Genomic DNA, 26,757 nt, shown 5'->3' on the forward strand with positions numbered 1-26,757 from the left:
GATTGAATTGCTCTGCATTGCAGGCGACGCGGCGCTCACTCATCTCTATTCGCACGGCACGCAGCGGCACATCAAGGCCGCGTTGGAACTGGGCGCCACGCGCGCGCAGATTCTCGAAGTGCTGAAGATCGTGAGTCTGCAGGGCATCGAAGCCTGCGAGCTCGCCGTGCCGTTGCTCGATGCCGAATGTCTGGGGCACGAGCACGCAAAGCGTTAATTGTTTGAAGGGGCCGTGCCTCCCGCACGACGCGTCGGCAAGAACGTGCGTGCGGGACCTCAATCTTTGCGGCGCATTGCCGTCGCCCCATTGCTGTAGCTGGAGAAATCATGAGTCAAGCTGCCATCGAGGACGAGACCGCGAGTGAGTCGGCGTCGTCGGAACAATCGCGACTGGCGTATCGAAAGATCACATGGCGCCTGTTGCCATTTCTATTCCTCGCTTATGCGGTCAACTCAATCGACCGTATCAACATCTCATTCGCGAAGTTGCGCATGGCGCAGGATCTCGCCCTCGGCGATGCCGCCTATGCGATCGGCACCACGGCCTTTTTCGTGGGCTATATTCTCTTCGAGATTCCAGGCAACCTGTACATGCAGCGTGTCGGTGCGCGCGCCACGCTCACGCGAATCATGATCCTGTGGGGCTTCGTCACCATGCTGAGCTGCCTCGTGTCCACGCCTTTGCAGCTTTACGTCTCGCGCTTCGCGCTTGGCGTGGCCGAGGCGGGATTCTTTCCGGGCGTGATTCTCTACCTGACCTACTGGTTTCCCTCGTGGAAGCGCGGCCGCGTCACGTCCATCTTCTTCATGGCGGGCTTTGTCGCGGGCATGGTGAGCGGTCCGATCGCGGGCCTCATCATGACGACGCTCGACGGCTGGCACGCGTTCAGGGGCTGGCAGGCGCTCTTTCTCCTCGAAGGCATCCCTGCCGTTGTGCTGGGCGCGTTCGCGTGGTTCTGGCTCGACGATCAGCCCGCCCACGTGAAGTGGCTAAGCGAGCGCCAGAAGGCCATCGTGATCGCCAATCTGCGTAGCGACGAAGCGCATGGTGCGCCGCACGGCTCCTCGCTGCGCACGGCGATTCGCGATGTTCGCGCATGGCTGCCAGGCATCGTGTTCTTCACGATCTACTCAGGCACCAACACCGTGGCGTACTGGATGCCGTCACTGCTGCAAGGCGCTGGCCTGCACGACATGCATCGCATCGGCCTCGTGTCGAGTGCGCCCTATGCGATCGGCGCGCTGTCGATGTACCTGATCGGCCGCAGTTCCGATCGCTGGCTGGAACGCCGCTGGCACCTCGCGGCGACGATGTTCACGGCGGCGCTCGGCTTTCTCCTCATGCATCTGCTGAGTGCGCATCTCGTGCTGTCGATGATCTGCATGGCGATCGGCGCCGGCGCCTGCCTCGCGGCGGTTCCCGTCTTCTGGACCATTCCGCCTGCGTATTTCAGCACCCGGGCGGCGGCGGCCGGGATCGCGCTCGTGAGCAGTGTGGGCTCGCTTGCCGCGCTGGTCAGTCCGATGGTCGTGGGCGAGATCCGCGTGTCCACGGGCAGCCTTTACTTCGCGTTCGACTTTATCGGCGCGATGTTGATCGTGGGCGCAGTTGTCGTGCTGGCCGGGATCCCGGCGAGCGCACTGCGCGAACGCAGAAGATAGGTTTTCGCAAACCGCCTGCCCAACTTCTCAGCGATGACCCCGTGCGCCCTCATCGGGCGCAGGGAGGCGGCTGCGCCGCAGAAAGTCGACGCGAAATGCCGAACGACAAGGATCACCGATAAGAAAACGCAGTGGCATCACCATAACAAAGGAGACGACATGAAAAAGCAGTTGATGATCGCGATGACGGCAGCGACGTGCGCAGGCGTAGCTCATGGACAATCGTCGGTCACGTTATACGGCGCGATCGACGGGGGACTGCTTTACCAGAGCACCTCGGCGGCCTCGTTCAGTCCAGCAGCGAAGAATCAAGGTGCGATCTGGCGTTACAAGGACGCAGGCATTTATTCGAGCATCTGGGGTATGCAGGGCGTCGAGGATATCGGCGCCGGCTACAAGGTCACCTTCAAGCTTCAGGGCGTATTGGATTCCGGCACGGGAAAACTGGGGCTCTCGGACACGGCGGGCGCGCCGGGCTTCTTCAACCAGATCGCGAGTGTGGGCGTGAGCGGCCCGTTCGGCTCAATCACGGCAGGCCGCCAGATCGTGCCAATGATCTACGCGATGGCGGACACGGATGTTCGTGCCTCACAGTATTTCGGCAGCATTCTTGGCGCATGGCTCGGCTTGAACACGGCGGCGGGATGGCCGGGCACCAGCACGAACGGGCCGATTGGCGCGCTGTACGATTCCAATGCGCTCATCTATCGTTCGCCCGCATATCACGGCGTCACGGCCGAGCTGGAATATGCACCGGGTGGCGTTGCCGGGCAGTTGCAGGGCAACACGCGCGAGTCCGCAGTGCTGAAATACTCGGGCTACGGGCTCAAGCTTGCCGCAGTCTATTACAACGGGCACGATACCAATCCGGGCGCCAGCTCCGTACCAACGGGCTTGAACAATAACCGCTATTGGTATTTCGGCGCGCTCTATACGCTCCACGACTTCTCCATTTCCGGCTCGTACAGCAACGGGTCCAATCCTGCCCATCGCAACATGGTCAATCTCGACCTTTATTCGCTGGGCCTCGGCTATCGCCTCACGCCCGCCTTCCGGATCACGAGCGGCGCTTACTACATCACCGACAGGAACCACTCGACGAACAACTCGCTCGAAGTGGCTGCCGGTGCTGAATACAGTCTTTCGAAGCAAACGTTGGTTTATGCGCAGGTGGGCTGGGTCAACAATCACGGCGACATGACGCAGACCATCACCTACGGTCAGCCCGTCGCGCCCGGCAACGGCACTACGGCCGTCATGATGGGTATGCGTCACAACTTCTGATCGGTCCACTGGTAGTAACTGCGCCGCGCGAGGACGTTCACTTGTCGTGCTGCGTTTGCGTGCGTGGCCGCTTGCGCCAACTGCTCGGCGTCTCGCTGTGCCAGCGTTTGAATGCGCGCGTGAAGTTACCCTGGCTGTCGTAGCCCAGCCGCGTTGCGACATCGGCGATCGGCAGGTCGGTTTGCGCGAGCAACTGATCTGCCAGATTGCGCCTTACGTCCTCGATCAACACCTCGTAGCTCGTTCCCTGCTCATCGAGACGGCGATAAAGCGTGAAGCGATGGATCGCGAAAAACTCTGCCACCTTGGTGGATGTGCAGCCGTCCGGCAAGAGCGTTTCGATGACATGACGCACCCGCGAACTGAAATCGTTGGCCTGCTGCGAGCGCAACTCGGTCATATGCTGACGCAGGAAGCGGCCGAGTTCCTGATCGTGACTCTTCCTCGTCTGATCGAGCAGCGCCTGCGGGAACAGCACTTCGTATTGTGATTGACCGAACCAGACCGGGGCCTGGAAATAGCGCTCGTAGAGCGCACTTGACTTCGGCTTGCGGTACGCGATTCTCACGAGCGTTGGATGCCACGAGCGGCCGAGAATCAGCTCGAGAATACGCACGTTCGCGGCGAGGTACGCCGTAAGCAGATGCTTCGCGCCCGGAATGCCGCTATCGACAGAAAGCGAGATGCACGCATAGCCGTGTTCCTCGCTCATGCGCACATGCAGCCCGCGGTACCACACGCCGCAGAACTCGATGAGGTTTTCCACAGCTTCACGCACCGTGGGCGCATTGAGCACGAGAAAGCGCAGTGGCCCGACATTGCCGAGGGCGGCCTTCTGCCCGAGCAGCAGGCCGAGATGTTCGCAGCCGATCTTCTTCGCCGCCGCTTCGAGAATCCGGCCATGTGTCACCGTCGACAGCGGATCGAGCGGCGACGCCATCGCCTCCCGGTTCACGCCGAACGATTCGAGCAGTTGCCAAGGGTCCGTGCCGTGCTCGCGCATGACCGCCGGCAGCGAGTTGAGCGCGCCGATCGGGATGGATTTTTCCGCTGTCGGGGTTCGCATTAATTCGGTCTCCCGGCGCCTGGCAGTGACCGGGCCCCGAGCCTAAGAGATGGTCTGTACTGGATATTCTATCCTGCGACTCAGGCGCACTAGTCCGGCAATTTTCATGTGTGAATGGACAGACATCGTGAGTAAGCGGCATGCGGATCGAGCGTCGGCTCGAAGCGGTGAAGGAGACATTCCAGCGTCAAGGCTTCGACGAAGTCGGACGACGGTTCATGGCCGGCTAGCGTCCGACGAGCGAGCTCGACGATTGCCTCCGGCGCGCGACCTGTACAAAAGGCACGAGCCCGACCCGTCGCGACCCTTGATCTCAAGAGGTAAGTAAAGTCCGAAAATCAAACAGAAGCGGACATTCCGGCGGCGCAGTTCAGCGACAGATTCCGGCTTGCAGTGCCGCGATGATGAGTGAGACGAAATGTGCCCTGAGAGTTGTGACCGATAGCCGGATGCGTTGCCAACACGCTTATTGCGGGCGGTCACCCGATGAGCATCGCGTGAGACAGCGCACGCCAGCCAACGCGACGTCGCTGGTGCTTGCAAACGTGGCTGGCCATTCCCCGAAGGAATAAGTTCTATCACCGCCGCCTGCCTTCTTGCAGCGCGGCGTCAGCGCGATCATGTGTTCACCGTCAACCCCACTGAGGAATCAACGATGAACACCTTCAACGCCTACACGATCGACACCGCGCCGGCCGACGCGAAGCCCCTACTCGAAGGCACGAAAGCCGCTTTCGGCTTCGTCCCCAATCTTCAGTCTTTCATGGCGGACTCGCCCGAACTGCTGGCCGGTTACTCGGCGCTCTGGGACCTGTTTTCCAAAAGCACGCTGACGCCGCACGAACAGCAGGTCGTCTATCTGACCTCGAACTTCGAGAACGACTGCCACTACTGCATGGCCGGCCACAGCACGCTCGCAAAGATGATCAAGATGGACCCGGCCGTGATCGACGCGTTGCGCGCCGGTACCGAGCTTCCCGACGCGAAGCTCGAAGCCCTGCATCGCTTCACGACCGTCGTGGTGCGTGAGCGCGGCTTTGCTACTGATGCCGACATCGACGCTTTTCTAGCCGCCGGCTACACGCGCCGCAACGTGTTCGAGGTGATTCTCGGCGTGGCGACGAAGGTGATGAGCAACTACACGAATCACATCGTGCATACGCCTTACGACGCCTTCATGAAGGGCAACGAGTGGACCAAGCCGCAGACGAGCGTCGCGGCCAGCGTTTGAGCGCAGGTTCTTACTCGATCACCCGACACAGGAGAAGGACATGTCACTGCAAGACAAACTCGACGCGTTCAAGGCGGACTTCAAGGGCGGCAAGCCGCCGTACTACGCACCGCCCGAGATTCACCCGATCATGGAGCGCGCCACCGCCGAACTGATCGCAAGCGGACAGGCGGTACGCGCAATCAAGGCGGGCGAGCGCGCGCCCAGCTTCACGCTCAAGGATCAGGATGGCAACGACGTGTCGTCGGCGGAGCTGCTGCGTCGCGGCCCGCTCGTCATCACGTTCTATCGTGGTGTGTGGTGCCCGTACTGCAACATCGAGCTTCAGGCGATCAACGACGTGCTACCGCAGATCGAAGGATACGGGGCAAACGTCGTGGCCATCTCGCCCCAAACGCCCGTGAACAGCCGCAAGTCGGTGCGCGATAACAAGCTCGGCTTTCCGGTGTTGAGCGACGCGAATGGCGAGGTCGGTGCCGCGTTCGGCCTGCGCTTCGCGCTGCCAGATTATCTGGTCGATCTCTACAAGGCCCTGAAAAACGATCTGCCCGCGTTCAACGCCGATCCTTCATGGACGTTGCCGATGCCCGCGCGCTACGTGATTGGCCAGGATGGCATCGTGCTGTACTCGGAAGTGAATCCCGATTACACGCATCGTCCCGATCCGGTCGATATGTTCCCGGTCCTGGAGCGCGCGCAAGCAAAGGTGTAAGCAAACGCGCAGGTCATCGCCGCCTTCGGGCGGTTTTTCTTTTCGCCAACGTTATTTCACCCCACTGATCATCATGACAAAGCGCACTTTTCTGGTAACGGGCGCGACCAAAGGCATCGGTCTCGCGCTTAGCGAGCGGCTCGTTGCAGCAGGGCATCAGGTCATCGGCATCGCGCGTTCGCACGCGACGTTTCCTGGCGAGCTCATCACGCTGGACCTCGGCGATCGCGCTGCCACCAACGCGGCACTGCGCGAGTTGGCACAACGCCATCGCGTCGACGGCATCGTGAACAATGTCGGGCTGGTCCGGCCGCAACGTGTCGAAGCGGTCGATCTCGATGTGCTCGACGAAGTCTTCTCGGTGAATCTTCATCCGGCCATCCAGAGCGTGCAGGCGTTTTTGCCCGGCATGCGCGAGCGCGGCTGGGGGCGCATCGTCAATATCTCCAGCCTCACCATTCTGGGCATCACGCAACGCACGGCCTACGCTGCTGCAAAAGCCGCGCTCGTGAGCTTCGCCCGCACGTGGGCGCTGGAACTTGCAACGACAGGCGTCACAGTGAACTCGGTGGCACCCGGTCCCACCGAAACGGAGTTGTTCCGCGCCAACAATCCACCTGGGAGCGGAGGCGAACAGCGCTATCTGTCAGGCGTGCCGATGGGGCGATTCGGCAAGCCGCAAGAGATCGCCGCGGCCATCGCATTCCTGCTCTCCGATGACGCGGGTTTCATCACCGGGCAGACGCTTTTCGTTGACGGTGGCGCCTCAATCGGCAAGGCCGGAATCTGAAGGCAAGTTGTCCGTCTGTCCGGCAAACAGGCTTTCGACGAAGGCGACGAAAGCGCGCGCCTTCGTCGTTGCCATCCGCCCGGAAGGAAAGACCGCCCATACGTCGACGCCCGGCAACGTCCAGTCCGTGAGCACCGCCTGCACGGAGCCGTCCGCGAGTTCCGGGGCGAACATCCATTCGGAGGCCACAGCCAGTCCCAGATCGGCGAGGACGGCGGCGCGCATCCCTTCGGCCGCGCTGACCCGTACGCGGCCCGACACCGTGACGGCCACTTCGGTGCCGTCCACGTGTCCGAACGCCCACGCGTCTCCACCGCTGCGCATGGCATGAACGATCGCCCGATGCTGACTGAGCTCAGCCGGCGTATGCGGCACGCCATGCCGTGCGAAGTACGCCTTCGTGCCGACCACCAGGCGCTTTCCGCTTGCGACGCGACGCGCGGTCATCGAGGAGTCGTCGAGTCGGCCCATGCGCAACGCGACGTCGACGCCTTCTTCGAGCAGATCGATCGGACGATCGTCCATCACGATCTCAACATCGAGTCTCGGGTGCTGCTCGAGGAAAGCGCCAAGTGTGGGGATGACGTGCAGCCGCGCGAAGGTCACGGCGGCGCCCACACGCAGCTTTCCGACGAGCCCCTCCGACGATTCACGCACCGAATGTTCCGCGCGATCGGCTTCTTCGATCGCCAGACACGCGTGTTCGTAGAAGCGCTGGCCAGCATCGGTGGGGGTGAGGCCGCGGGTCGAGCGCAACAGGAGGCGCGCGTTCAGATGCTCTTCGAGCTGAGCGATCGACTTCGATACGGCGGGTTGTCCAATCTGAAGCCGACGCGCCCCCGCCGAGAACGAACCCGCCTCTACGACGGCGACGAAGGTTTCCATTGCGGCCAGGCGATCCATGCGGGCGGGGTCTCGGGAGTGAGGAAAAAGGGCGTCGCAGCGTTGCCGAGCGCGAGCGATATCGCATTCCACGCGGACGACCGCGCAACTATACAGCAGCCTGAGGCGGTGAGTGGAGCGGGGGGCGGCGTGCTTTTCCGCATTCCGCGCCAGCATCGCGATGACACCGCGCGACCGGCACAAGGCGTGCCCATGCCGGTACGGAATAACTTCTATCGCCGCGACGGTGCTTCCGGGGCAGACGTCAATCGCCGAAAGTTACGTCATCCCGTTCACGGTTTCAGGCGTCAATTCCATGTATCAGGTCTACGCATTTTCCACGCCGAATTCCGTCAAGGTGCCGATCGCGCTCGAAGAACTCGGTCTGCAATACGAACTGCATTCGGTGAACGTCAGGAAGGGCGAGCAGAAGCACGCCGATTTCGTCGCCCTGAATCCGAATGGAAAGGTGCCGGTGCTTCGCGACGAAGAGCGTGGCTTCACGCTGAGGAGTCCGCGGCGATCCTGGTCTATCTCGCGGAGCGTCACGGCGCGCTGCTCGCGCAGGAGCCGGTGACGCGCGCGCGCACCTTCGAGCAGCTGTTTGTGCATGCGTCCGGCCTCAGTCCCGCCTTCGGGCAGGCGGGGTATTTTCTGCGCTCCGCGCCGTCCGGTTCATCGGAGCATGCGCTGGATCGCTTCACGCAGGAAGCCCGTCGTCAGCTCGGATTGCTCGACGCTGTGCTTTCCGCACGCACCTTCGTCGCGGGCGATGACTTCTCCATCGCTGACATCGCACATTTCGGGTGGATCTGGCGCCGGACATTCCCGGACCTGACGCTGGACGACACGCCGAACGTGCAGCGCTGGTACGACGCTGTATCGAATCGCCCGGCGGTGGGACGGGCAATCGCAAGAATCGAATCGCTCGTCGAAGACCGGCAGGCGGCATGAAAAAGGCCGTGTCGAAATCCCGTACGCTGATTGCGTTCGCCATTCTTTCTATCGCAGTGGGAATCGTAATTAGTCGTCCGTCGTCGATGCAACGATCCGTGCCGTTATCTGGCGCTGCGGTAAGTGCAGAGCTTGCCCGCGTCATGGGCTTCGGCATCGTCTAGATACCGCGCAGTATTTACGATACTTTGAATCAACATCTAAGTGAACAAAATGGACAAACTCTTCAGCCCGATCAGTGTCGGACCTTTCGAACTGGATCACCGCGTCGTGCTCGCGCCGCTCACGCGCATGCGTACTGAACATGGCAACGTCCCAGGCGATCTGATGGTGGACTACTACACGCAGCGCGCGTCGAGCGGCGGCCTGCTGATCAGCGATGCAACGGCCGTTTCGCCGCTCGGTATTGCCTACGTCGACGCACCTGGCATCTTTAGCGAGGAACAGATGCGAGGGTGGAAGCGCGTGACCGACGCCGTACATGCGAAGGGCGCCCGCATTTTCCTTCAGATGTGGCACGCGGGGCGTCAGGCGCATCCGGCTAACACAGGCGGCCTGACGCCTGTTGCGCCGTCGGCGTTGCGATCGCTCGAACATGCGGCGATCCGCGACGGGAGCGGAAACATCGTCGAAGCGGAACTGATCGTGCCGCGCGTAATGGAGATCGACGAGATCACGGCGATTGTTGAGCAATTCCGCCGCGGCGCCGAACTTGCGAAAGAGGCTGGTTTCGACGGCGTGGAACTGCACGGTGCGAATGGATACCTGTTCGAGCAGTTCCTGCTGGACGGCACGAACCAGCGCACGGATCGGTATGGCGGCGCGATTGAGAACCGCGCGCGCTTTTTGTTCGATACGCTCGATGCCGTCGGGGCCGTGTGGGGGCCGGGTCGTATGGCGCTTCGCCTGTCACCGAGCGGGACCTACGGAACGATGTCGGACAGCGATCCACACGCCACGTTCGGCTATGTGGCGCGCCGTCTCAACGACTATGCGCTTGCGTATCTGCATGTTATCGAACCCCGCATTCGCGGCATCGTCGAGCAGGCCACGCAGGAGGGCGACGTGACGTCGAAGGACATCAGGCGCATCTATCGGGGGACCGTTATCGCGGCCGGTGGTTTCACGGGCGATAGCGCGGAACAGATCATTGCCGATGGTCATGCGGATATGGTCGCCTTCGGCCGGATGTTCATTTCCAATCCGGATCTGCCGCACCGTCTTCGCAACCGGAGGCCGCTCGCGCCGTACGACCGCTCGACGTTCTACGGTGGAGACGCACGAGGGTATACGGATTACGCGGTCGATTCAGCGGCGATGGTGTAACGGAGTGAGTTGGGCGTCGGTGGCGCGCGCTTCGGAAATGATAGATAGGACGACCGGCACATCATCGACGCAAAGCAGCCATTTGTGCGCCCGATGTCCGAAGTGGTCGAGCGGCGGCTTCTGGCCGCATTACGCCGCTAGCCTAAGCTCACCAACCTGCTCGCCCGCCGTAATTAGGTCTCAATATCCCGCGGCTGTCCTTCTGCCCTGAATCTCGACATCGACAGCGACACACAGCGACACCCCCCAATTTCCACCACCCTGGAATAAAAATCCAGTATACTGGATTTATGAATGTCGAAGCCCTCCTTGCCAAACGTGTTCGCGACCTGCGTAAAGCGCACGGCCACACGCTGGACGATCTAGCCGAAGCCAGCGGAGTAAGCCGCTCGACGATCTCTTTGATCGAGCGTCAGGAGATCAGCCCCACGGCCGTCGTGCTCAACAAACTGGCCGATGCGCTGGGCGTGACGATGGCCACGCTCTTCACCGACGATGCGCATAGTGCGGCACAGGAGCCGCTTGCGCGCCGCGCCGACCAGCAGACATGGAAAGATCCCGCCACGGGTTACCTGCGCCGTCATGTGTCGCCAGCGGGTTTCGATTCGCCGCTCGAACTGGTCGAAGTGCACTTCCCGCCGGGCGAGAGCGTCACCTTCGATAACGTGACGCGCCACTCGGTCACGCATCAGCAGGTCTGGCTGCTGGAGGGTGAAATGTCCATCAGCGTGGGCGAGACGGCCTGGCAGCTGAACGCCGGCGATTGCCTGGCAATGGTGCTCGACCAACAGATTGTTTTTCACAACCCGGGACGCAAACCCGCGCGCTACGCGCTGGCATTGACGACAGCATCCACGACACAAAGGACACCGAAATGAGCGATCACATCATCGTGCAATGCACCCACGAGCGTCATGCCGATGCGATCCTGGAGATCTTCAACGATGCGATCATCAACTCGACCGCGCTGTACGAATACAAGCCGCGTGACGCACAGAAGATGGCCGCCTGGTTCGAGGCCAAACGCGCGGGCGCTTTTCCGGTGATCGGCGTGGAAGACGAGCATGGCACGCTGCTGGCCTTTGGCAGTTACGGCACGTTCCGTGCATTCCCCGCCTTTAAATACACGGTCGAACATTCTGTCTACGTGCACCAGGATCATCGCGGCCGGGGGCTTGGCCGCGTGATCATGGATGCGGTGATCGCCGCTGCGCGGGAGAACGGCGTGCACGCCCTGATGGGCGCCATCGACGCGACGAATGCGGGCAGTGTCGCGCTGCACGAGCGGCTGGGCTTCAAGCATGTCGGCACGCTGCCCGAAGTGGGCTTCAAGTTCGGCCGCTGGCTCGATCTGGCGTTTTATCAGTTGCTGCTCGATACGCCGGTGAATCCTGTCGACGGCTGAGTGTCGACGATCAATCTACGCGGCCGTCCGTGTGCCTGGATGGCCGCTTTGCTTTTTTCTCTTCCTGCGCCCCGCGCCGCAACTGCGCGAACATGCGCGGCTCCCATTCGCGCGTGCTAATCAGCAAGCCCGTACCGCGCCGGTGCATGAGCGGCGCCGACGCCGACTCGTCATGCAAGGCCGCAAACTTGCTGCGCAGCCGCCGCAATTCCACCGATAACTCCGCGCGCGCCGCTTCGGTCAGCATGCCTTGCGTGAATTCAAGCGATTCGCCCGCGCCCGCGAAGCTGCCTTCGAGAAAGTCGCCAAGCCCACGCGCCTTGAAATACTGCCGTATCGGTCCAGCGGGAATCCAGTCGAAATCGCGCGCCACCAGCAGGCGTATGCGATCGCCGGGCAGCAGTGCGATCAGGCCCATGCGATCGAGCGCGAGCAGCAGCTTGAGGCATTCCGCGCGCGTGACGGTGTAGGTTGCGACGATATCGTCAAGCGACCAGTGATTGAGCGCGCAGACGGTCACCAGCAGCAGCCGTTCGTTCGAGACGAGCTGCGCCTCCTGCGCCTGCGTGAGGATGCGCAATTGCGGCACCGTCGCAGCCGCTTCCTGCACCAGTTCGGCGAGTGTGAAGCCGAGCAGGGCACACACCTCTTCGAGCCGGTCGAGCGTGAAGCGCCCCTTCGAAAAAAGCCGCTTGATACTGGGTTCGGAAACGCGCAGCGCCTGCGCGACGTCGCGATAGGTCAGTCGCCGTGCGCGTAGCTGGCGCTTCAGCGTTTCGACCAGTTGGGCAGTCTGGCTCATCGAAAAGTATAAAAAATTGATACGTCAGGTTGCAGTTGAGGCCACTCTAGCACGAGTTTTCATCTTATTTGATCCTCGTCGGCATACTGGCTCCCGACTTCTCGCCGGGTGCGGGATTCCGATGGCAAACTGCAACGCGCCCCTCTGACCGATCATTCTGCAAGCTCACGAGCCTCTCATGACCTCTACCGCAAGCCGCGAACGCCGTGATGAACCCTCGCAGTTCGCTCTGTTGCGCGAGCGCCGCTTCGCGCCGTTCTTCTGGACGCAGTTTCTTGGCGCGCTCAACGACAACGCCTTCAAGATCGGCTTCACGTCGCTCGTGACCTACGAGGCGTCAAGCTTCGCGGGTGTCGATGCAAAGACCGCCGCGTTTGTCATTCCCGCGCTGTTCGTGCTGCCTTTTGTGCTGTTTTCGGCCACCTCCGGCCAGGTTGCCGACCGCTTCGACAAGGCCACGCTTACGCGTCTCGTAAAGAGCTTCGAGTTCGTCGCGATGTTGATCGGCGGTGCGGGCTTCATGTTGCATAGCGCCGTGCTGCTTTATCTCTGCACGTTTCTCATGGGGCTGCATTCAACGCTGTTCGGACCGGTGAAATATGCCTATCTGCCGCAGCACCTCGCCGATGCAGAACTCGTGGGCGGCAACGGCCTCGTCGAAATGGGCACTTTCGTTGCAATCCTGCTGGGTACGGTGGCGGGAGGCGCGGCCGCTGCTGCGGGTGCGCACGGCGCGACGCTGCTGGCCGGCCTGTGCGTGGCGCTGGCGATTGTGGTGCGCATCCTGTCGGCGCGCGTGCCGGCGTCGCCCGCGCCGCAACCCGATCTGCGCATTAACTGGAATCCGCTCGGCGAGACGTGGCGCAATCTGAAGATCGCCCGCGAAGATCGCAGCGTGTTTCTCAGTCTGCTCGGCATTTCGTGGTTGTGGTTTGTGGGCGCGACCTTTCTCTCGTCATTTTTCGGCTTTGCAAAGGACGTGCTCAGTGCGAATCCCGATGTCGTCACCGTGCTGCTGGCGACGTTCTCCGCGGGCATTGGCATCGGGTCGTTGCTGTGCGAGCGTCTTTCGCGTGGACGCATCGAAATCGGCCTCGTGCCGCTGGGTTCGATCGGCATGAGTGTGTTCGCTATCGATCTGTTTTTTGCGAGCCACGCGCTGCCGGCGCAGGCACATCTGCAATCGGTAGGCGAATTCGTGCGCGCCGCCGCGCACTGGCGAGTGCTGGCCGATCTGTTCCTGCTGGCGATGTTCGGCGGTTTTTATAGCGTGCCGCTCTATGCGTTGATCCAGAGTCGCAGCAAGCCTACGCATCGCGCCCGCATCATCGCGGCGAACAATATTCTCAATGCGTTGTTCATGATTGCATCGGCGCTGATGGGCGTGGCGCTTGGCGCGGCAGGTGTGAGTATTGCGGGCCTTTTCCTCGTGACCGGGCTGTTGAATATATTGATTGCCGTGTACATTTACTCGCTCGTGCCGGAATTCATGCTGCGTTTCATCGCCTGGGTGCTGGTGCATACGTTTTATCGTGTCCGTCGCGTCGATACGCAGCGTATTCCGCATGAAGGCGCTGCGGTGCTCGTCTGCAATCACGTCAGTTTTGTCGATGCCATCGTCATCATGGCCGAGAGTCCGCGTCCGATCCGCTTCGTGATGGATCACCGCATCTTCCGCTCGCGTCTGGCCGGCTGGTTGTTCCGCCACGTCAAGGCGATTCCGATCGCACCCGCGCACGAAGACGCCGCCTTGCTCGATCGCGCTTATGCACGCTGCGCGCAGGCACTTTCTGAAGGCGAACTGGTATGCATCTTCCCGGAAGGCAAGCTCACGCGCACGGGGGAGATGAACACGTTTCGCCATGGCGTCACGGAGATCCTGCGCCGCGTGCCCGCGCCGGTCGTGCCGATGGCGCTGCAAGGCCTGTGGGGCAGCGTATTTTCGCGCGATGAACAGGCCCGCCTGCCGCGCCCGCTGCGTCTGCGCACGATGAGCCGCCTGACGCTGAGCGTGGGCGAGCCGCTTGCACCGGCCGATGCCTCGCCGCAGCGCTTACAGGAAATCGTGCAGACGCTGCGTGGCGCGCAGCCTTAAGAAGCACGCGAAACGCATATTCGGCAAACCTTCTGCTTAACTTGAGCCACACCATGAACAAACCCTGGCTGAATTCCTATCCCTCGGGCGTGCCGGCCGAAATCGACCTGTCCCGCTACGCTTCCATCACGGCGCTTTTCGAGGAGAGCTTCCGGCAGTATGGTGAGCGGCCCGCATTTGCGTGCATGGGCAAGTCGATCAGCTATGCGCAACTCGACGTGCTGTCGCAACGGCTCGCCGCGTGGCTGCAATCGAAGGGCCTCGCACGCGGCGCACGCGTCGCGATCATGATGCCCAACGTGCTGCAATATCCAGTCGCGCTGGCCGCCATCCTGCGCGCGGGCTATGTGGTGGTGAACGTGAATCCTCTCTATACGCCGCGTGAGCTCGAACATCAGCTCAAGGACAGTGGTGCAGAGGCCATCGTGCTGCTGGAGAACTTCGCCACCACCCTGCAGGCGGTCGTGCAACGTACGTCAATCAAACACGTTGTGGTCGCAACGATGGGCGATCTGCTAGGCGTGAAGGGGTGGCTCGTGAACTTCATGGTTCGGCGAGTGAAGAAGATGGTGCCCGCATGGAGTCTGCCGGGCCACACGAGTTTCAACGCAGCAATCGCCGAGGGCGCGCGTCGGCCGTTTCAGCCCGTGCAGCAGGGTCTCGACGATATCGCGTTCCTCCAGTACACGGGCGGCACGACGGGCGTGTCGAAGGGCGCGACGCTGCTGCATCGCAATCTCATCGCCAATCTGCTGCAGACTCAGGCGTGGCTCGAACCGGCGCGGGCGAAGCGCCCCGATGTCACGCAGAACGTGACGGTTGCCGCGCTGCCGCTTTATCACGTGTTTGCGTTGACGGTGTGCGGGCTGTTGAGCATTCATACCGGCGGCCTTTCGGTGCTGATTCCCAATCCGCGCGATATGGCCGGCATGATCGAGACGCTGCGTGGCTACCGTATCACCATGTTCCCCGCGGTAAACACGCTCTATAACGCGATGCTCGATCATCCCGACTTTGACAAGCTCGACCTGTCGCAGCTTTTCGCAGTCGTGGGCGGCGGGATGGCCGTGCAGGAAGCCGTGGCGAAGCGCTGGTTCGAGAAAACCGGCGTACCCATCGTGGAAGGCTATGGTCTGACCGAAACTTCGGCCTGCGTGACCTGCAACTCCGCTGTGTCGGTGAGCTGGAGCGGCGCGATTGGCTTGCCGCTGCCTTCGGCGGAAGTGTCGATTCGCGACGACGATAACAATGTGCTGGGCACGGGCGTGGCGGGCGAGTTGTGCATTCGCGGCCCGCAGGTGATGGCTGGCTACTGGCAGCGCCCCGACGAAACCGCAAACGTGATGACGCCCGATGGCTTCTTTAAATCGGGCGATATCGCGGTGATGGACGAAAGCGGTCTCGTGAAGATCGTGGACCGCAAGAAGGACATGATTCTCGTGTCCGGTTTCAACGTCTATCCGAACGAGATCGAAGACGTGGTGGCGCAGCATCCAGGCGTGTTCGAAGTCGCGGCAGTGGGCGTGCCTGATCGCCATTCGGGCGAAGCGGTGAAAATATTCGTAGTGCGAAGAGACCCGGCGCTCACCGACGCGGAGATCTTCAACTGGTGCAAGGAGCGCTTGACGGGCTACAAGCGGCCCAAACTGGTCGAGTTTCGCGATGGCCTGCCCAAGAGCAATATCGGCAAGATCCTGCGGCGCGAATTGCGCGACGCTCGCGTGTAACGGCCTGATTGATTCGACAGATAAAAAAACGCCCTGCCGTCGAGCAGGGCGTTCCTTTTGAATCAATAACGCGAAAGCTGGCTGCCATTGATCTGCACGCGGTCGCCGGGGTGCAGATCGCCCGGCGTCGGGACGTCGAAGGCGCGTGTCGAACCGTCGCTCAACTGCACGTCGATGCGATAACCGGCCGGGCCGCTCATCTGCTGGCCGATCTGGTTGCCTGCGTAAGCGCCGCCCAGCGCGCCGATCACCGTTGCGGCGTCGCGGCCGTGGCCGCGCCCGATCTGGTTGCCGAGCACGCCGCCCACCAATGCGCCCACGACCGTTCCGCCGACGCCGCCCGCGCTCGTGGCGCTGCTGACCGGGTGAATCGCGGCGATCGTGCCGTATTGCGCGCCGTACTGGTTGTTGTATTGCGGTGTGTTGTTGTATTGGCCGCTGTACTGACCGCTGTTTTGCGTGTCATAGGGCTGCGCCGGTGGCGGCGGCGGTACGTAGGCCGGTTGCTGCACCGTAGCGGGTTGTGCGTAGGTTGGCTGCCCCTGGTAACCTTGTTGCGAACCATACGACGGATAACCGGACGAATACCCGGGGCCGTAGCCCGGTGCAACACAGGCGGACAGCGAAACGGCGGTAGCGGCGACAAGCGCGGCGGTCAGAGCGGAGCGAGTAGAGAGCATGGGCATCACGGTGTTTTCTGCGGCGCTGCGCGCGTGCTGCGCGGCGGGCCGTCTGTAGGTAGCGGATGCGGCGGAGTATAAGGAAAGCCCGTGCAGACGTCCGCTACGCGCGGGTAACAACGTGTAAAGTCTGTTGCCGATGGCGCGCTGCCGGGCGCGCATAGCGCGGATATCGCGAATTCGCGATCCGGCGCGGCAGCGCAAACAATCACGTTAGGGAAGGGCTTCGACCTGAGCATAAGGAGAAACAATGTCCCTCCGAAGTGTCACTGCGCCATTCGTGCGCCCGCGCCGCGGGTTGCGACGCTTGTCGCGCGGCCTGCTGGCAGGCCTTGACGCGCATCCCAAACTGATTTCGGCCGCGGGCGTGTTGTGCGCCATCGTGGTGCTTTCCGGCACGACTGCATGGTTGACGGCCGACCGCGCAGGCCGCGTCGAGCGCGCTAGCGAGCGCGCCCAGAGCGTTGCATCGCTGGTCGCGGGCGGCTTGAGCGGCAACATGAACATCCACGCCGCGCTGCTCGCCGACATGGTGTCGGCGGCGAGCGATCCGGCAGCGCCCATGACCGATAACGTTCGCGAACGTATCCGCTTCGGTCAGGCAATTTCGCACGAGCTGCTCGACGATGCTTTCATCGTCAGTGCGGACGGCATGCTCGAAACCCCACTTGATTCACCGCTCGACAACGCCTTGACGGCGAAGGTCGATCTGCGCGATCGGGACTACTTTCAGGCGTTCGCGCGCGGCGCTTCTCAGGGGCTCTATGTTTCGGAGCCGTTCGCTTCGCGCATTCGCAACGGCAGGCGCTCGGTCGCGCTCGCACGCCGCATCGAAGCGCCTGGCCATGCTTTCGCGGGCGTTGCCGTGCTGGTGGTGCGGCTAGACAGCGTTGAGCGCTTTATCAGCGGTTTTGAATCGCGCGATGTCGATACGGTACGCGTCGTGCGCGATGACGGACTGGTGCTGGCAAATGCGGTGCATCCCGACGGCGCCGCGTCGCTGGCCGTGCAGAAAGGATCGGGCGGTGCGATCGGCCATATCGATCCGGCAAGCGTGAAATGCTGCGTAGCGCATATTAGCGGCGCGCCGCTTGCCGTGATCGCGACGCCGTCCACCGCGCAGACGCTGGGCATCTGGCGGCAGCAGGTGATCTGGCAGGGCGCACTGGCGCTGACGTTCGCGCTGACGCTGGCGCTTGGTTCTATGGCGCTGGAGAGCGCGCTGCGCTCGCGTCACGAGGCGCTGGAGAAACTGCGTGAAATATCGCTGACCGACGCGCTAACGGGGCTGAGCAACCGCCGCGCGCTGGATAGCCGACTCGACGAGGAATGGCGACGCGCGAGCCGGAATAATCGTCAGTTATCCATATTGTTTATCGACATCGACCGGTTCAAGCTCTTCAACGACGAATACGGTCACGCTGTCGGCGACGAAGTCTTGCGCAGCGTCGCGCAGGCCATCGGTGGGCAGGCGCGGCGCATGCAGGATATGGCCGCGCGTTACGGCGGCGAAGAGTTCGCGGTCGTACTGCCGGATACCGACGCGCAGGAAGCCGCCCAGTTGGCGGAGCGGGTGCGACACGCGGTCGAACAGTTGCGCATCGCACACGCGAAGAGCGAGGCGGGCGCAGTGACGGTCAGCGTGGGTTGCGCGACTGTCACGGCCACGCCAGGCATCGAGCATGGCGTAGAAAAGCTGCTGGAGGCCGCCGATGCGCAATTGCTCGTCGCCAAAGCGAGCGGCCGCAATCGCGTCTGCGCAAGTGTGCTGGAGGCGCACGCGTAGCGCGCGTGCGCTCAGTGTGCGCTATCGCCAGTTTTCACGATCTTGCCGCGCGGAAGCACATAAGCCACGCGCTCGCCTTCGCCGGCAATCACGTTGATGTCCGCGAGCGGATCGCCGTCCAGCACCAGGACGTCGGCGATCGCCCCCGCCGCTATCGTGCCCAGTTTGCCCTTCATGTCGACGATCTCGAAATGGCGTGACTTCATGATGCAAGCGTTGCGCACGGTCGTCCAGATTTTGCGTCGGGCGATTTGATCGACATGTGCGTCGTTCAACGATGCGCATGCACGCATGCAAGGGAAAACCCCCTTGTGCAAGGGTGTGTGCGCGGGTATTCACAGTGCCTTCGAGACGGTTTGCCGATTTGTGATACTGCGTGGCCTTTTTGGCTCCGTATCGTAGAAGCGCGAATCAGATGCTCTCGCACCATAACCACGATAACGGAGATGACCTTGGGTCTGAAAACTCATGCAGCGGCCGCAATGAGCGGCTGCGCGCTTCTCGCCACCCTGTCTTTCGCTCAGGCCGCAACGCCTGTTTCCACGGCGGTTGCCGATCGCACCGCCAATGTCCAGACGAATGCGAATCCCGCGCGCCCCAACGTCCTGCTGATCGTCGCCGACGATCTGGGACGTTCCGACCTCGGCGCATTCGGCAGCGAAATTCCCACGCCGAATCTCGACGCCCTGGTCTCACAGGGCCGTTTGCTCGACACGATGTATGTTGCGCCGACCTGCTCTCCCACGCGCTCGATGCTGCTTTCGGGCATCGACAATCACCTCGCGGGCGTGGGCAACATGGCGGAGATGATCACACCGCATCTCACGCCCGAGGAAGTCAATCATCCCGGTTATGAGGGCGGCCTCAATCATCGCGTGGCGGCGCTTCCCGAGATCATGAAGGATGGCGGCTACTGGACCGTGATGGCGGGCAAGTGGCACCTTGGCGCGAGTGCCGGCATGCGGCCCGACCAGCGCGGCTTCATGCGCTCCTATGCGCTCATGAACGGCGGCGCGGCGCACTTCAGGGAAAAGGAAATGCGTATCACCTCGGATTCGCCGGAGCCGACCTACCGCGAGGACGGCAAGAAAGTCGATTTGCCCGAGGACTTCTATTCGTCGCGCAGCTATACCGACAAGCTGATCGAATATCTTGGCGACAAGTCGCGCGACGGCCGTCCGTTCTTTGCTTATGCGGCTTATACGGCGGCGCATTTGCCGCTGCAGGCGCCCGATGAAGCGCTGCGCCGCTTTCGCGGCCAGTACGACGTGGGCTACGACGTGATCGCGCAACGTCGCATCGACAAAATGAAGCAACTCGGGCTCGTGCCCGCCGATACCAAACCCGCGCCACTGCCCGAAGGCACGAAACCCTGGCGCGCACTGACCGGCGAAGAGAAGGCGCGTTCGGCGCGCACATTCGAAGCGTATGCGGCAATGGTGAGCGAACTCGACCGCAACGTCGGGCGGTTGATCGACTATCTGAAGGCGAGCGGCCAGTACGACAATACGCTGATCGTGTTCCTCTCCGATAACGGCCCTGAAGGCAACGAGTGGGACAAGGATAGCGGCAACGCGCAATGGATCGCGCACGACTTCAACAATTCGCTCGACAATATTGGCAGGCCCGATTCGTTCGTATTCGAAGGTCCGGCGTGGGGACAGGTGAGCGCGCAACCATTTCGTCTGTTCAAGGCCTACACGAACGAAGGCGGGATTCGTTCGCCGTCGTTTATTACGTATCCTGGCCATATCCAGCCGGGCAAGGCCGAACAGATGCTCACGGTGAAGGACTTCACGCCCACCATTCTGGACTTTGCCGGCATTCATCAGCCTGGTATCGAATTCCACGGACAGACGGTGCTGCCGATGCAGGGCATGTCGATGAAGCCCTGGCTTACGGGCGAACGCAAGCGCGTGCATGTGGCCGATTACGTCTACGGAATGGAGCTGATGGGCCGCAATGCGCTGCGCAAGGGCAACTGGAAGCTCGTCTATTCGTACGACAACGGCAAGGGTCACTGGCAGCTGTACGATCTCGCCCACGATCGCGGCGAACTGCATGATCTTTCCGCTAAGCGCCCGGAGGTCGTCGAGGAACTGCTGACCGAGTGGTCGCAATACGTGCAGCAGAATAACGTCGTGGAGACGGGGCGCGACACGTCCTATCCGCGTGCGGATTACTGACATGGTGCGATTCAGCGGAGCGAAATCGCGCGCGCAAATCAAGGCGCGATGCAAAGCGACGGCGCTGCCCGTACTGGGCGCGGCGCTTGTATGGGCTTTGGTGGCGGCGACCATTGGCGGGACGCCGCGCGCCCAGGCGAGGGTGGCGGCCGTTGCGAGTGCCGCTACGCCTGCGCTTGGCTCGTTGAAGGCGTGCAAGGCTTTCGGCGGCTTGCCGCCGTCGGGCGAGGCCGACGATCAGGTGAACGTGCCTGCGGGCACTTTCGTGATGGGTTCGGACAGCGACTATCCCGAGGAAGCGCCTGCACGCGCCGTGAAAGTAGGCGCCTTCCTGATCGACCGCTACGACGTGACCAACGCGCAGTTCGCGCGTTTCGTCGCGGCGACAGGCTATCGCACGCTCGCGGAGCGTGGCCTCGATTCCGCGCGCTATCCTGACGTGCCGAAGGCCATGACACGCCCGGGCTCCACCGTATTTCTGCCGCCGAAAGACCTTCTGGTAGGCGCGATGCAGTGGTGGCATTACATCCCCGGCGCGGACTGGCGGCACCCGGATGGGCCGGATAGCTCGATCGACGGGCTTGCGAATCATCCAGTGGTGCATATCGCCTATGAAGATGCGCTGGCCTACGCCAGATGGCTTGGCCGCGACCTGCCGAGCGAGGCCGAATACGAGTACGCGGCGCACGGCGGCAAGAACGCGGTCTATCCGTGGGGCGACACCTTCACGCTGCGATCGAAGCTGATGGCCAACACCTGGCAGGGCGCGTTCCCATTCCAGAACACCGACAAGGACGGTTTTGTCTCGACTTCGCCAGTCGGCTGCTTTCCAGCCAATGGCTATGGGCTGTACGACATGGTCGGCAACGTCTGGCAATGGGTGAAAGACCCGTGGCAGCAGACGCATGCGCAGAAGGCCGCAGAACCGCCGCCGGCGCCCGCCGTCGACCTGGAGGACGCGCTTGTTGCCCGCGCGCGCGGTACGCAATTCGGCACGATCAAGGGCGGCTCGTTTCTCTGCTCTCCGGTCTATTGCAAGCGGTATCGCCCGAGCGCGCGGCACGCGCAGGATCTCACCATGGGCACCAACCACATCGGATTTCGCACGGTGTTGAGATTGCCCGCTTCCTGAGCGATGGCAATCGGACGCGGCAGCAGGTCAGTCTGACGACGCTGCCGCGTCGTTCTGATTCCGCGGTATCGATTCGAATAACAACTTAGTAGTCCAATCTTATGGAGATCTTTTCGTGAAATCACGTTCCCTGACCGTGAGGACCGCGCTCGCGGGTTCGCTCGGCGCCTGGCTGTGCTTCGGTCCGCTTGCTGCGCACGCGCAGAGCAGCGTCACGCTGGGCGGTATTCTCGATACAGGCCTGCTGTACGCGAACAACGCGGGCGGTCATTCGCAATGGACCACGGCAAGCGGGCAGCTTTCGTCATCGCGCTGGATCCTGTCGGGGCAGGAGGATCTGGGTGGCGGCACGCGCGCGGTTTTCCGCCTGATGAGCCCATTCAATATCGACAATGGGCACGGTCCTGGGCGCGCGTTCAACGTCTCCTACGTTGGTATGGCGAATGACGGCTACGGCACGCTTACGCTCGGCCGCCAATGGGATTCGACCGTCGATTTCGTGTCTGGCTTTGCGACCAACGAAACTTGGGCGGGCTATATCGGCGCGCATGTGGGTGACGCCGATAACACCAATGCCACTTTCAAGGTCAGCAATACCGTCAAGTACGCAAGCCCGACTTTTGCAGGCTTCAGCTTTGGTGCTACCTATGGCTTCAGCAATCAAGCCGGCGACTTCACGGGCAATCGCGTGATCGCAGCAGGTGCGGGTTGGACGCAGGGGCCGGCTTCCGTGGGCGTTGGATTCGTGCAGGCCGACCGGCCCGATTCGCAGGCGGCAGGGGCGTTGGGCGCGCCAGGCAGTGGCATTTTCGACGATTATTCGAACACCTTCAGCAACAGCATTGTGAACGGTGAGGGCGTGCAGCGCCAGCGCATCTGGCTGGCGGGCGCGTCGTATCGCATCGGCACGGTGACGCTCGCGGGGCTTTATTCGAAGGTGCAGTATCGCTATCTCGACGCGACGGCGCTTACGCTCGACAACTACGAGGCCAGCATGACGTGGCAGATGAGCCCGGCGTGGCTCGCTGGCGTGGCCTATATCCGCACCAACGGCAGATATTCGGGCGAAGGAACGGCAGGCGCTGAGCCGGGCTGGGATCAGCTCAACCTGGGTACGCAGTATCAGTTATCGAAACGTACGACACTCTATCTGATTGGCGTCGCGCAACAGGGCAGGCACGCGCCGGCGCAGATCTATGGGGTTACGCCATCGAGTACGCGCAGGCAACTGGTGGTCACGGCGGGCATCGTACACCGCTTCTAGGGCGCAGTGTTGTAGCGAGGTGACGCAAGCAGGCGCGGAATCTCGCTCTTGTCGTGCATGCCCAGTTTGCGATACGCGCAGCGCAGATAGTGCCGCACAGTGGTCGGCGAAATCCCCATGCGCTGCGCGACTTCCTTGTGCGACAGACCATCGCCGTAGTGCTGGATCGCAACGAGTTCGCGCGGGCTGAGCAGGTCGAGTGCGGAACGCGTGCGCGCTTCCAGTTGAAAGAGGCCCGCCGTGGGCACGCAGTGGACGGCGACGCGCTCGCCCGTGTACGGATGCGCGGCGCCGCCGTGCAGCCAGTCGATCAGTGGCTGCGGCAAGGTCTGATTGGCGTAGAGCGGCCAGTCCTGGCGCAAGGTGGCTTCGAAGGCCTTATCGGCCTGATGCACTGCGCCGAACGCATCGCAGATCGCGCGCGCGGGCGAGGTTTCAGGCGTCGCGCCGCGTTCGCGCGTGAGCTGGAACGAGCGGTTGATCGTCAGGGCGGCGGCCAGATGTGCGATGACGTTCGCGACTTTACGCGCATCGCCGACGCTGAAGGGCTTGTCCAGCGCCCGTCGATATACCGAAAGAAAAGTCGTGAGTCCGAAACGATGGTCGTGCGCCGTCACGACCATCAGTTGCGCGAGCCCGTGCTTGACGGCCCAATTGCGAAAGCGCGGCGGCACCTCCGGATCGACGACGGAGATCGCCATCGCACGCCCATAAACGCCGCGCGTGCCGATCGCAAGCGGATCGCAGTCGCGCACTTTGACCCACTCCGGAAAGAACGAGTCGGGCAGCCCCCACGTAAAGCTGTTGTGCATGATGGGACCGCCGGGCGTATGCGTGGTCACGCCGGTCCAGCCCGCGTCGAAATCGAGCAAGGCGCCGAGCAGGCGGAAAAAGCCGTTTTCGAATTCGCCGATGCCGGTCTGGTTGGCGAGCGCGTAGAGGTCGAGCAGCAGCACGCTCAGGTCGCGCTCGGCGCTGCCGTCGCTGCAGAACGGGCCCTCGAAATCGGCGCTGCGCGTGGAAGGCGCGCCTGGCGCATAGGCGTCGATGGCGATCGCGGCGGGCATGTCCGAGGCACTGTCGAAGGGCACCGGCCGGTCTGCGTTGCGTGTCAAGCGCTCCTCCTCTGCGATGCTTTTGTCGTGTCTTGCGTTGCGTCTCTTGTTTCTGGTGTTGCGGATTCCCGACCGATTATACGTGCCGCCGATTTTCGGCGAACAGCGTTTTGAAGGACACGCGCACCCCCTGCATTTGAACGGGGTCCAGCATTGCGCGGGACATCTGGCAATCGCACTCAATGCGCCGCGCGCCCGTGTTTATGAGCCTGGCTGCCGCATCAGGGTTTTCCGCAGCGTTCACTTGAACGACTGTTCACGATTTTTCCCGCTACCGACACTGCACGCAGATCCGCATCCGCCGATACGGCGGCCATCGGACGAAAGCGCTTCATGACAACAACGTCGTACGGTTTGGAGAGTCGGTTGATGAAACGATGGAATGGATTTCGGCGCGTGCGCATGAGAGCGGTGGCTGCAGCCATAACGCTCGGCATCAGCTTCGCGGCGCATGCGCAGTCGAGCGTAACGCTGTACGGCATTCTCGATGCGGGCATTCAGTACCGCACGCACGCGGACGGTGAGCACAGCGCCGTGAATCTGCAGAACTACGGGGTGCTGCCTTCGCAGATCGGCATTACCGGCAGTGAGGATCTGGGCGGCGGAATGCAGGCGATCTTCCGGCTCGAACAGGGATTGAACCTCAACGACGGCACGGCCACAGTGCCAGGGCTGGCATTTTTCCGTGGCGCCTGGGTGGGGCTCAAGGGCGGATTCGGCACGCTCACGCTGGGGCGTCAGTTCAGCGTGCTGTTCGATCGCACGGTCTTCTACGATCCGCTGCTTTATGCCGCGTACAGCGGTCAGGGCGTGCTCGTGCCGCTAGCGGCGAATTTCATCGATAACGCCGTCAAATACCAAAGCCCCGATATCGCCGGGTTTAGCGGCGAAGCGCTGGCCGCGACGGGCGGCGTGGCCGGCAACTCGCGCTCGGGTCGCGTGCTGGAGGCGGGCGCGCAATACGCGGGCAACGGCTTTGGCGTGAGCGCGGTGATCCACCAGTCGTACGGTGCGGTGTCGTCGAGTGCGGACACGTCGTCCGAGCAGCGCGTGGTTGGCGTGCTTGCCGCGCATTGGGACATCGACAAGTTGTCGCTCTACGGCGGCGGCGAGCGCCTGACCGGCTCGCTCGAACCGGCCAGAACAGTCGCCTGGGGCGGCGCGCGTTACCGGCTCGATCCGGCGTTGGGTTTCGCGGCCGGTATTTATCACACGTTTTCCAGCACGCCGAGCGTCGGGCATCCGACGCTTTACATCGCCAGCGGTACTTACGCGCTCTCGAAGCGCACCTTCGCCTATCTGAACCTCGGTTACTCGCACAACACGGGCGGCAGCACGCAGCCCGTCTACGAATACGACTCGCTGCCCGTCGCCGGTGTCTCGCAGTTTGGCGCGATGGCCGGCATGTCCCATACGTTCTGATCTCGCGGCCCATTCAAGGGAACCACTACGCCATGAAAAATCCTTCTCCGTCCTTTGCGGCGACCGCTTCGGCTGAAGCGCGGCCGAGCGGTTTCGCGAGCTCGACGCTGCTTTCGCTCATCGTGTTCGCGGCCATCACGCCGTTGTTGTTGCTGGTTGCGCCCGCAGTGGCGGCGCAGCTTGCCGTGCAATTGGGCTTATCAGCGTCGCAGATCGGCACGTACTTTTTCGTCGAGCTGGGCGCGTTTAGCTGCGCGACGCTGCCTTCGCTGCTGTGGCTCGGTCGTGTCGACGCTCGACGCGTCGCGGCCGTCGCCACGGCGCTGTTCTGCGTGGGCAACTTCGCGACTGCGCTGGCGATGCCGGGCTTCGCAGGCCTGCTCGCGCTGCGCACGATCACGGCGCTTGGCGGCGGCACCTTGATGGTGTTGTGCATGACGAGCGCCGCGACCAGTGCGAATCGCGATCGCGTCTATGGACTGTGGGTCGTCGGCCAGCTCGTAGCGGGCGCGGTGGGCCTGTTCCTGCTGCCGCATGTGTTCGCGGGTTACGGCCTGCGTGCGCTCTATGTCGTGCTCGGCGTGCTGGGGCTGTGCGCCGCGCCGCTTGTGCGCGGATTCGATCCGGCGCTGGGCCGCGCGAAGCACGCGGGCGGCGCGGTTGCCGCTGTGCTGGAGCCGCAGGCGGCCCGCGCGGCGTTGAACGCCGCGTTTGTGATCGGCGGCGTGCTGGCCTTCTATGTGGCGATTGGCGGCGTGTGGACCTTCGCGAGCAAGGCCGCGGCGCTCGCGGGCTTCGACGCTGCGCATACGGGCGAAGTGCTCGCCGCCGCGAGCGTGATGGGCATCGTCGGCGCGGGCTGTGCGTCGCTCATCGGCGGGCGGGTGGCGCGCTTCGCGATGCTGCTGGCGGGCTACGCGATCCTTGCCGTGTCGCTGGCGGGACTCGCCACGCAGCCGGGCACATCGGGCTATATGGCCGCCGTGTTCGCCTTCAAGTTCGCCTGGACCTTTGTGCTGCCCTTCATCCTCGCCGCCGCCGCAAAGCATGACCGCTCGGGTCGGCTGGTCGCATCGCTGAACTTCGTGATTGGCGCGGGCCTTGCGGCTGGACCGCTGATCGCGGGCGTGCTTCTTGACGCGGGCGCGTCGCTGGCGGCGTTGTTCGCCAGCGCGGCGGCGATCTGCGTCGTGTCGTGTGTTTGCCTGCTGCGCGTCGAACGCGCGTGATTTCCAT

24 protein-coding genes and 2 pseudogenes are annotated in these 26,757 nt (G+C 62.7%); 20 read left to right on the plus strand and 6 right to left on the minus strand.

Annotated elements, in window-relative coordinates; genetic code table 11:
* The 3 genes and pseudogenes from VG320_RS17330 to VG320_RS17340 all read left to right on the plus strand — a co-directional run.
* Nucleotides 1-217: pseudogene (locus VG320_RS17330) on the plus strand (carboxymuconolactone decarboxylase family protein); the annotation flags it as partial.
* A gap of 110 nt (nucleotides 218-327) precedes the next feature.
* On the plus strand, nucleotides 328-1,662 hold the full coding sequence (locus VG320_RS17335; RefSeq protein WP_327201315.1) for an MFS transporter: 1,335 nt from the start codon (nucleotides 328-330) through the stop codon (nucleotides 1,660-1,662).
* Between the two features lie 159 nt (nucleotides 1,663-1,821).
* Nucleotides 1,822-2,946, plus strand: a complete 1,125-nt coding sequence (locus VG320_RS17340; RefSeq protein ID WP_327201316.1) for a porin — start codon at nucleotides 1,822-1,824, stop codon at nucleotides 2,944-2,946.
* A 37-nt stretch (nucleotides 2,947-2,983) separates the two neighbouring features.
* Here VG320_RS17340 and VG320_RS17345 read toward each other — a convergent pair whose 3' ends face one another.
* Nucleotides 2,984-4,012, minus strand: a complete 1,029-nt coding sequence (locus tag VG320_RS17345) for an AraC family transcriptional regulator (RefSeq protein ID WP_327201317.1) — start codon at nucleotides 4,010-4,012, stop codon at nucleotides 2,984-2,986.
* A 655-nt stretch (nucleotides 4,013-4,667) separates the two neighbouring features.
* Here VG320_RS17345 and VG320_RS17350 point away from each other — a divergent pair.
* From VG320_RS17350 to VG320_RS17360, 3 genes are all read left to right on the plus strand, one after another.
* Nucleotides 4,668-5,243 carry a carboxymuconolactone decarboxylase family protein gene (locus tag VG320_RS17350; RefSeq protein WP_327201318.1) on the plus strand — a complete coding sequence of 192 codons (576 nt, stop codon included), beginning with the start codon at nucleotides 4,668-4,670 and terminating at the stop codon, nucleotides 5,241-5,243.
* Between the two features lie 40 nt (nucleotides 5,244-5,283).
* The gene (locus VG320_RS17355; RefSeq protein WP_327201319.1) at nucleotides 5,284-5,955 is read left to right on the plus strand and encodes a peroxiredoxin-like family protein; all 672 of its coding nucleotides are present in this window, start codon (nucleotides 5,284-5,286) and stop codon (nucleotides 5,953-5,955) included.
* A 73-nt stretch (nucleotides 5,956-6,028) separates the two neighbouring features.
* Nucleotides 6,029-6,745, plus strand: coding sequence for an SDR family oxidoreductase (locus VG320_RS17360; protein WP_327201320.1), 717 nt, complete (start codon nucleotides 6,029-6,031; stop codon nucleotides 6,743-6,745).
* On the opposite strand, the gene VG320_RS17365 is transcribed toward VG320_RS17360, so the two are convergent.
* Entirely contained in the window at nucleotides 6,722-7,648 is a 927-nt protein-coding gene (locus VG320_RS17365) for a LysR family transcriptional regulator (protein ID WP_327201321.1), read from the minus strand. The genes VG320_RS17360 and VG320_RS17365 overlap by 24 nt on opposite strands.
* A 295-nt stretch (nucleotides 7,649-7,943) precedes the next feature.
* On the opposite strand from VG320_RS17365, the gene VG320_RS17370 reads away from it, so the two are divergent.
* The 6 genes from VG320_RS17370 (at nucleotide 7,944) to VG320_RS17395 (ending at nucleotide 11,312) form a co-directional block, all read left to right on the plus strand.
* Nucleotides 7,944-8,204, plus strand: a complete 261-nt coding sequence (locus VG320_RS17370) for a glutathione S-transferase N-terminal domain-containing protein (RefSeq protein ID WP_327201322.1) — start codon at nucleotides 7,944-7,946, stop codon at nucleotides 8,202-8,204.
* A complete protein-coding gene (locus VG320_RS17375; protein WP_327201323.1) occupies nucleotides 8,201-8,581 on the plus strand; it encodes a glutathione binding-like protein in 381 nt (126 codons plus the stop codon). Before VG320_RS17370 ends, VG320_RS17375 begins: the two co-directional genes overlap by 4 nt.
* Nucleotides 8,578-8,745, plus strand: a complete 168-nt coding sequence (locus VG320_RS17380) for a hypothetical protein (protein ID WP_327201324.1) — start codon at nucleotides 8,578-8,580, stop codon at nucleotides 8,743-8,745. The genes VG320_RS17375 and VG320_RS17380 overlap by 4 nt, the downstream gene beginning before the upstream one ends.
* A 49-nt stretch (nucleotides 8,746-8,794) precedes the next feature.
* Entirely contained in the window at nucleotides 8,795-9,907 is a 1,113-nt protein-coding gene (locus VG320_RS17385) for an alkene reductase (protein WP_327201325.1), read from the plus strand.
* 290 nt (nucleotides 9,908-10,197) lie between these two features.
* Nucleotides 10,198-10,785, plus strand: coding sequence for a helix-turn-helix domain-containing protein (locus tag VG320_RS17390; protein WP_327201326.1), 588 nt, complete (start codon nucleotides 10,198-10,200; stop codon nucleotides 10,783-10,785).
* Complete coding sequence (locus VG320_RS17395) at nucleotides 10,782-11,312, plus strand: N-acetyltransferase family protein (protein WP_327201327.1); 531 nt, start codon at nucleotides 10,782-10,784, stop codon at nucleotides 11,310-11,312. Before VG320_RS17390 ends, VG320_RS17395 begins: the two co-directional genes overlap by 4 nt.
* A gap of 10 nt (nucleotides 11,313-11,322) precedes the next feature.
* Here the strand turns inward: VG320_RS17395 and VG320_RS17400 are convergent, their stop codons facing one another.
* The gene (locus VG320_RS17400) at nucleotides 11,323-12,114 is read right to left on the minus strand and encodes a helix-turn-helix transcriptional regulator (RefSeq protein WP_327201328.1); all 792 of its coding nucleotides are present in this window, start codon (nucleotides 12,112-12,114) and stop codon (nucleotides 11,323-11,325) included.
* A 178-nt stretch (nucleotides 12,115-12,292) separates the two neighbouring features.
* Between VG320_RS17400 and VG320_RS17405 the strand changes: the two genes are divergently transcribed.
* Together VG320_RS17405 and VG320_RS17410 are read left to right on the plus strand one after the other, a co-directional pair.
* Nucleotides 12,293-14,209, plus strand: a complete 1,917-nt coding sequence (locus tag VG320_RS17405; protein WP_327201329.1) for an MFS transporter — start codon at nucleotides 12,293-12,295, stop codon at nucleotides 14,207-14,209.
* 53 nt (nucleotides 14,210-14,262) lie between these two features.
* A complete protein-coding gene (locus VG320_RS17410; protein WP_327201330.1) occupies nucleotides 14,263-15,936 on the plus strand; it encodes a long-chain-fatty-acid--CoA ligase in 1,674 nt (557 codons plus the stop codon).
* Nucleotides 15,937-15,998: 62 nt separating this feature from the next.
* Here VG320_RS17410 and VG320_RS17415 read toward each other — a convergent pair whose 3' ends face one another.
* The gene (locus VG320_RS17415; RefSeq protein ID WP_327201331.1) at nucleotides 15,999-16,625 is read right to left on the minus strand and encodes a glycine zipper 2TM domain-containing protein; all 627 of its coding nucleotides are present in this window, start codon (nucleotides 16,623-16,625) and stop codon (nucleotides 15,999-16,001) included.
* A gap of 241 nt (nucleotides 16,626-16,866) precedes the next feature.
* Between VG320_RS17415 and VG320_RS17420 the strand changes: the two genes are divergently transcribed.
* Nucleotides 16,867-18,402 carry a sensor domain-containing diguanylate cyclase gene (locus VG320_RS17420; RefSeq protein ID WP_327201332.1) on the plus strand — a complete coding sequence of 512 codons (1,536 nt, stop codon included), beginning with the start codon at nucleotides 16,867-16,869 and terminating at the stop codon, nucleotides 18,400-18,402.
* Between the two features lie 11 nt (nucleotides 18,403-18,413).
* Here VG320_RS17420 and VG320_RS17425 read toward each other — a convergent pair.
* Nucleotides 18,414-18,590 (minus strand): annotated as a pseudogene (locus VG320_RS17425) (amidohydrolase family protein); the annotation flags it as partial.
* A 264-nt stretch (nucleotides 18,591-18,854) separates the two neighbouring features.
* Between VG320_RS17425 and VG320_RS17430 the strand changes: the two are divergent.
* The 3 genes from VG320_RS17430 to VG320_RS17440 all read left to right on the plus strand — a co-directional run bounded on the left by VG320_RS17430 (nucleotide 18,855) and on the right by VG320_RS17440 (nucleotide 22,984).
* Nucleotides 18,855-20,588, plus strand: coding sequence for an arylsulfatase (locus VG320_RS17430; protein WP_327201333.1), 1,734 nt, complete (start codon nucleotides 18,855-18,857; stop codon nucleotides 20,586-20,588).
* 1 nt (nucleotide 20,589) lies between these two features.
* Nucleotides 20,590-21,720, plus strand: a complete 1,131-nt coding sequence (locus VG320_RS17435; RefSeq protein WP_327201334.1) for a formylglycine-generating enzyme family protein — start codon at nucleotides 20,590-20,592, stop codon at nucleotides 21,718-21,720.
* Nucleotides 21,721-21,835: 115 nt separating this feature from the next.
* The gene (locus VG320_RS17440) at nucleotides 21,836-22,984 is read left to right on the plus strand and encodes a porin (protein ID WP_327201335.1); all 1,149 of its coding nucleotides are present in this window, start codon (nucleotides 21,836-21,838) and stop codon (nucleotides 22,982-22,984) included.
* Here the strand turns inward: VG320_RS17440 and VG320_RS17445 are convergent.
* Complete coding sequence (locus tag VG320_RS17445; RefSeq protein WP_414696066.1) at nucleotides 22,981-24,051, minus strand: helix-turn-helix transcriptional regulator; 1,071 nt, start codon at nucleotides 24,049-24,051, stop codon at nucleotides 22,981-22,983. The genes VG320_RS17440 and VG320_RS17445 overlap by 4 nt on opposite strands.
* Nucleotides 24,052-24,468: 417 nt before the next feature.
* Between VG320_RS17445 and VG320_RS17450 the strand changes: the two genes are divergently transcribed.
* Both VG320_RS17450 and VG320_RS17455 read left to right on the plus strand, forming a co-directional pair.
* Complete coding sequence (locus tag VG320_RS17450; RefSeq protein ID WP_414696064.1) at nucleotides 24,469-25,521, plus strand: porin; 1,053 nt, start codon at nucleotides 24,469-24,471, stop codon at nucleotides 25,519-25,521.
* A gap of 32 nt (nucleotides 25,522-25,553) precedes the next feature.
* Entirely contained in the window at nucleotides 25,554-26,750 is a 1,197-nt protein-coding gene (locus tag VG320_RS17455; RefSeq protein ID WP_327201338.1) for an MFS transporter, read from the plus strand.
* The last annotated feature ends 7 nt before the right edge of the window (nucleotides 26,751-26,757 follow it).

Source organism: Paraburkholderia sp., from assembly GCF_035948235.1.
In the GTDB taxonomy this organism is placed as follows: Bacteria; Pseudomonadota; Gammaproteobacteria; order Burkholderiales; family Burkholderiaceae; genus Paraburkholderia.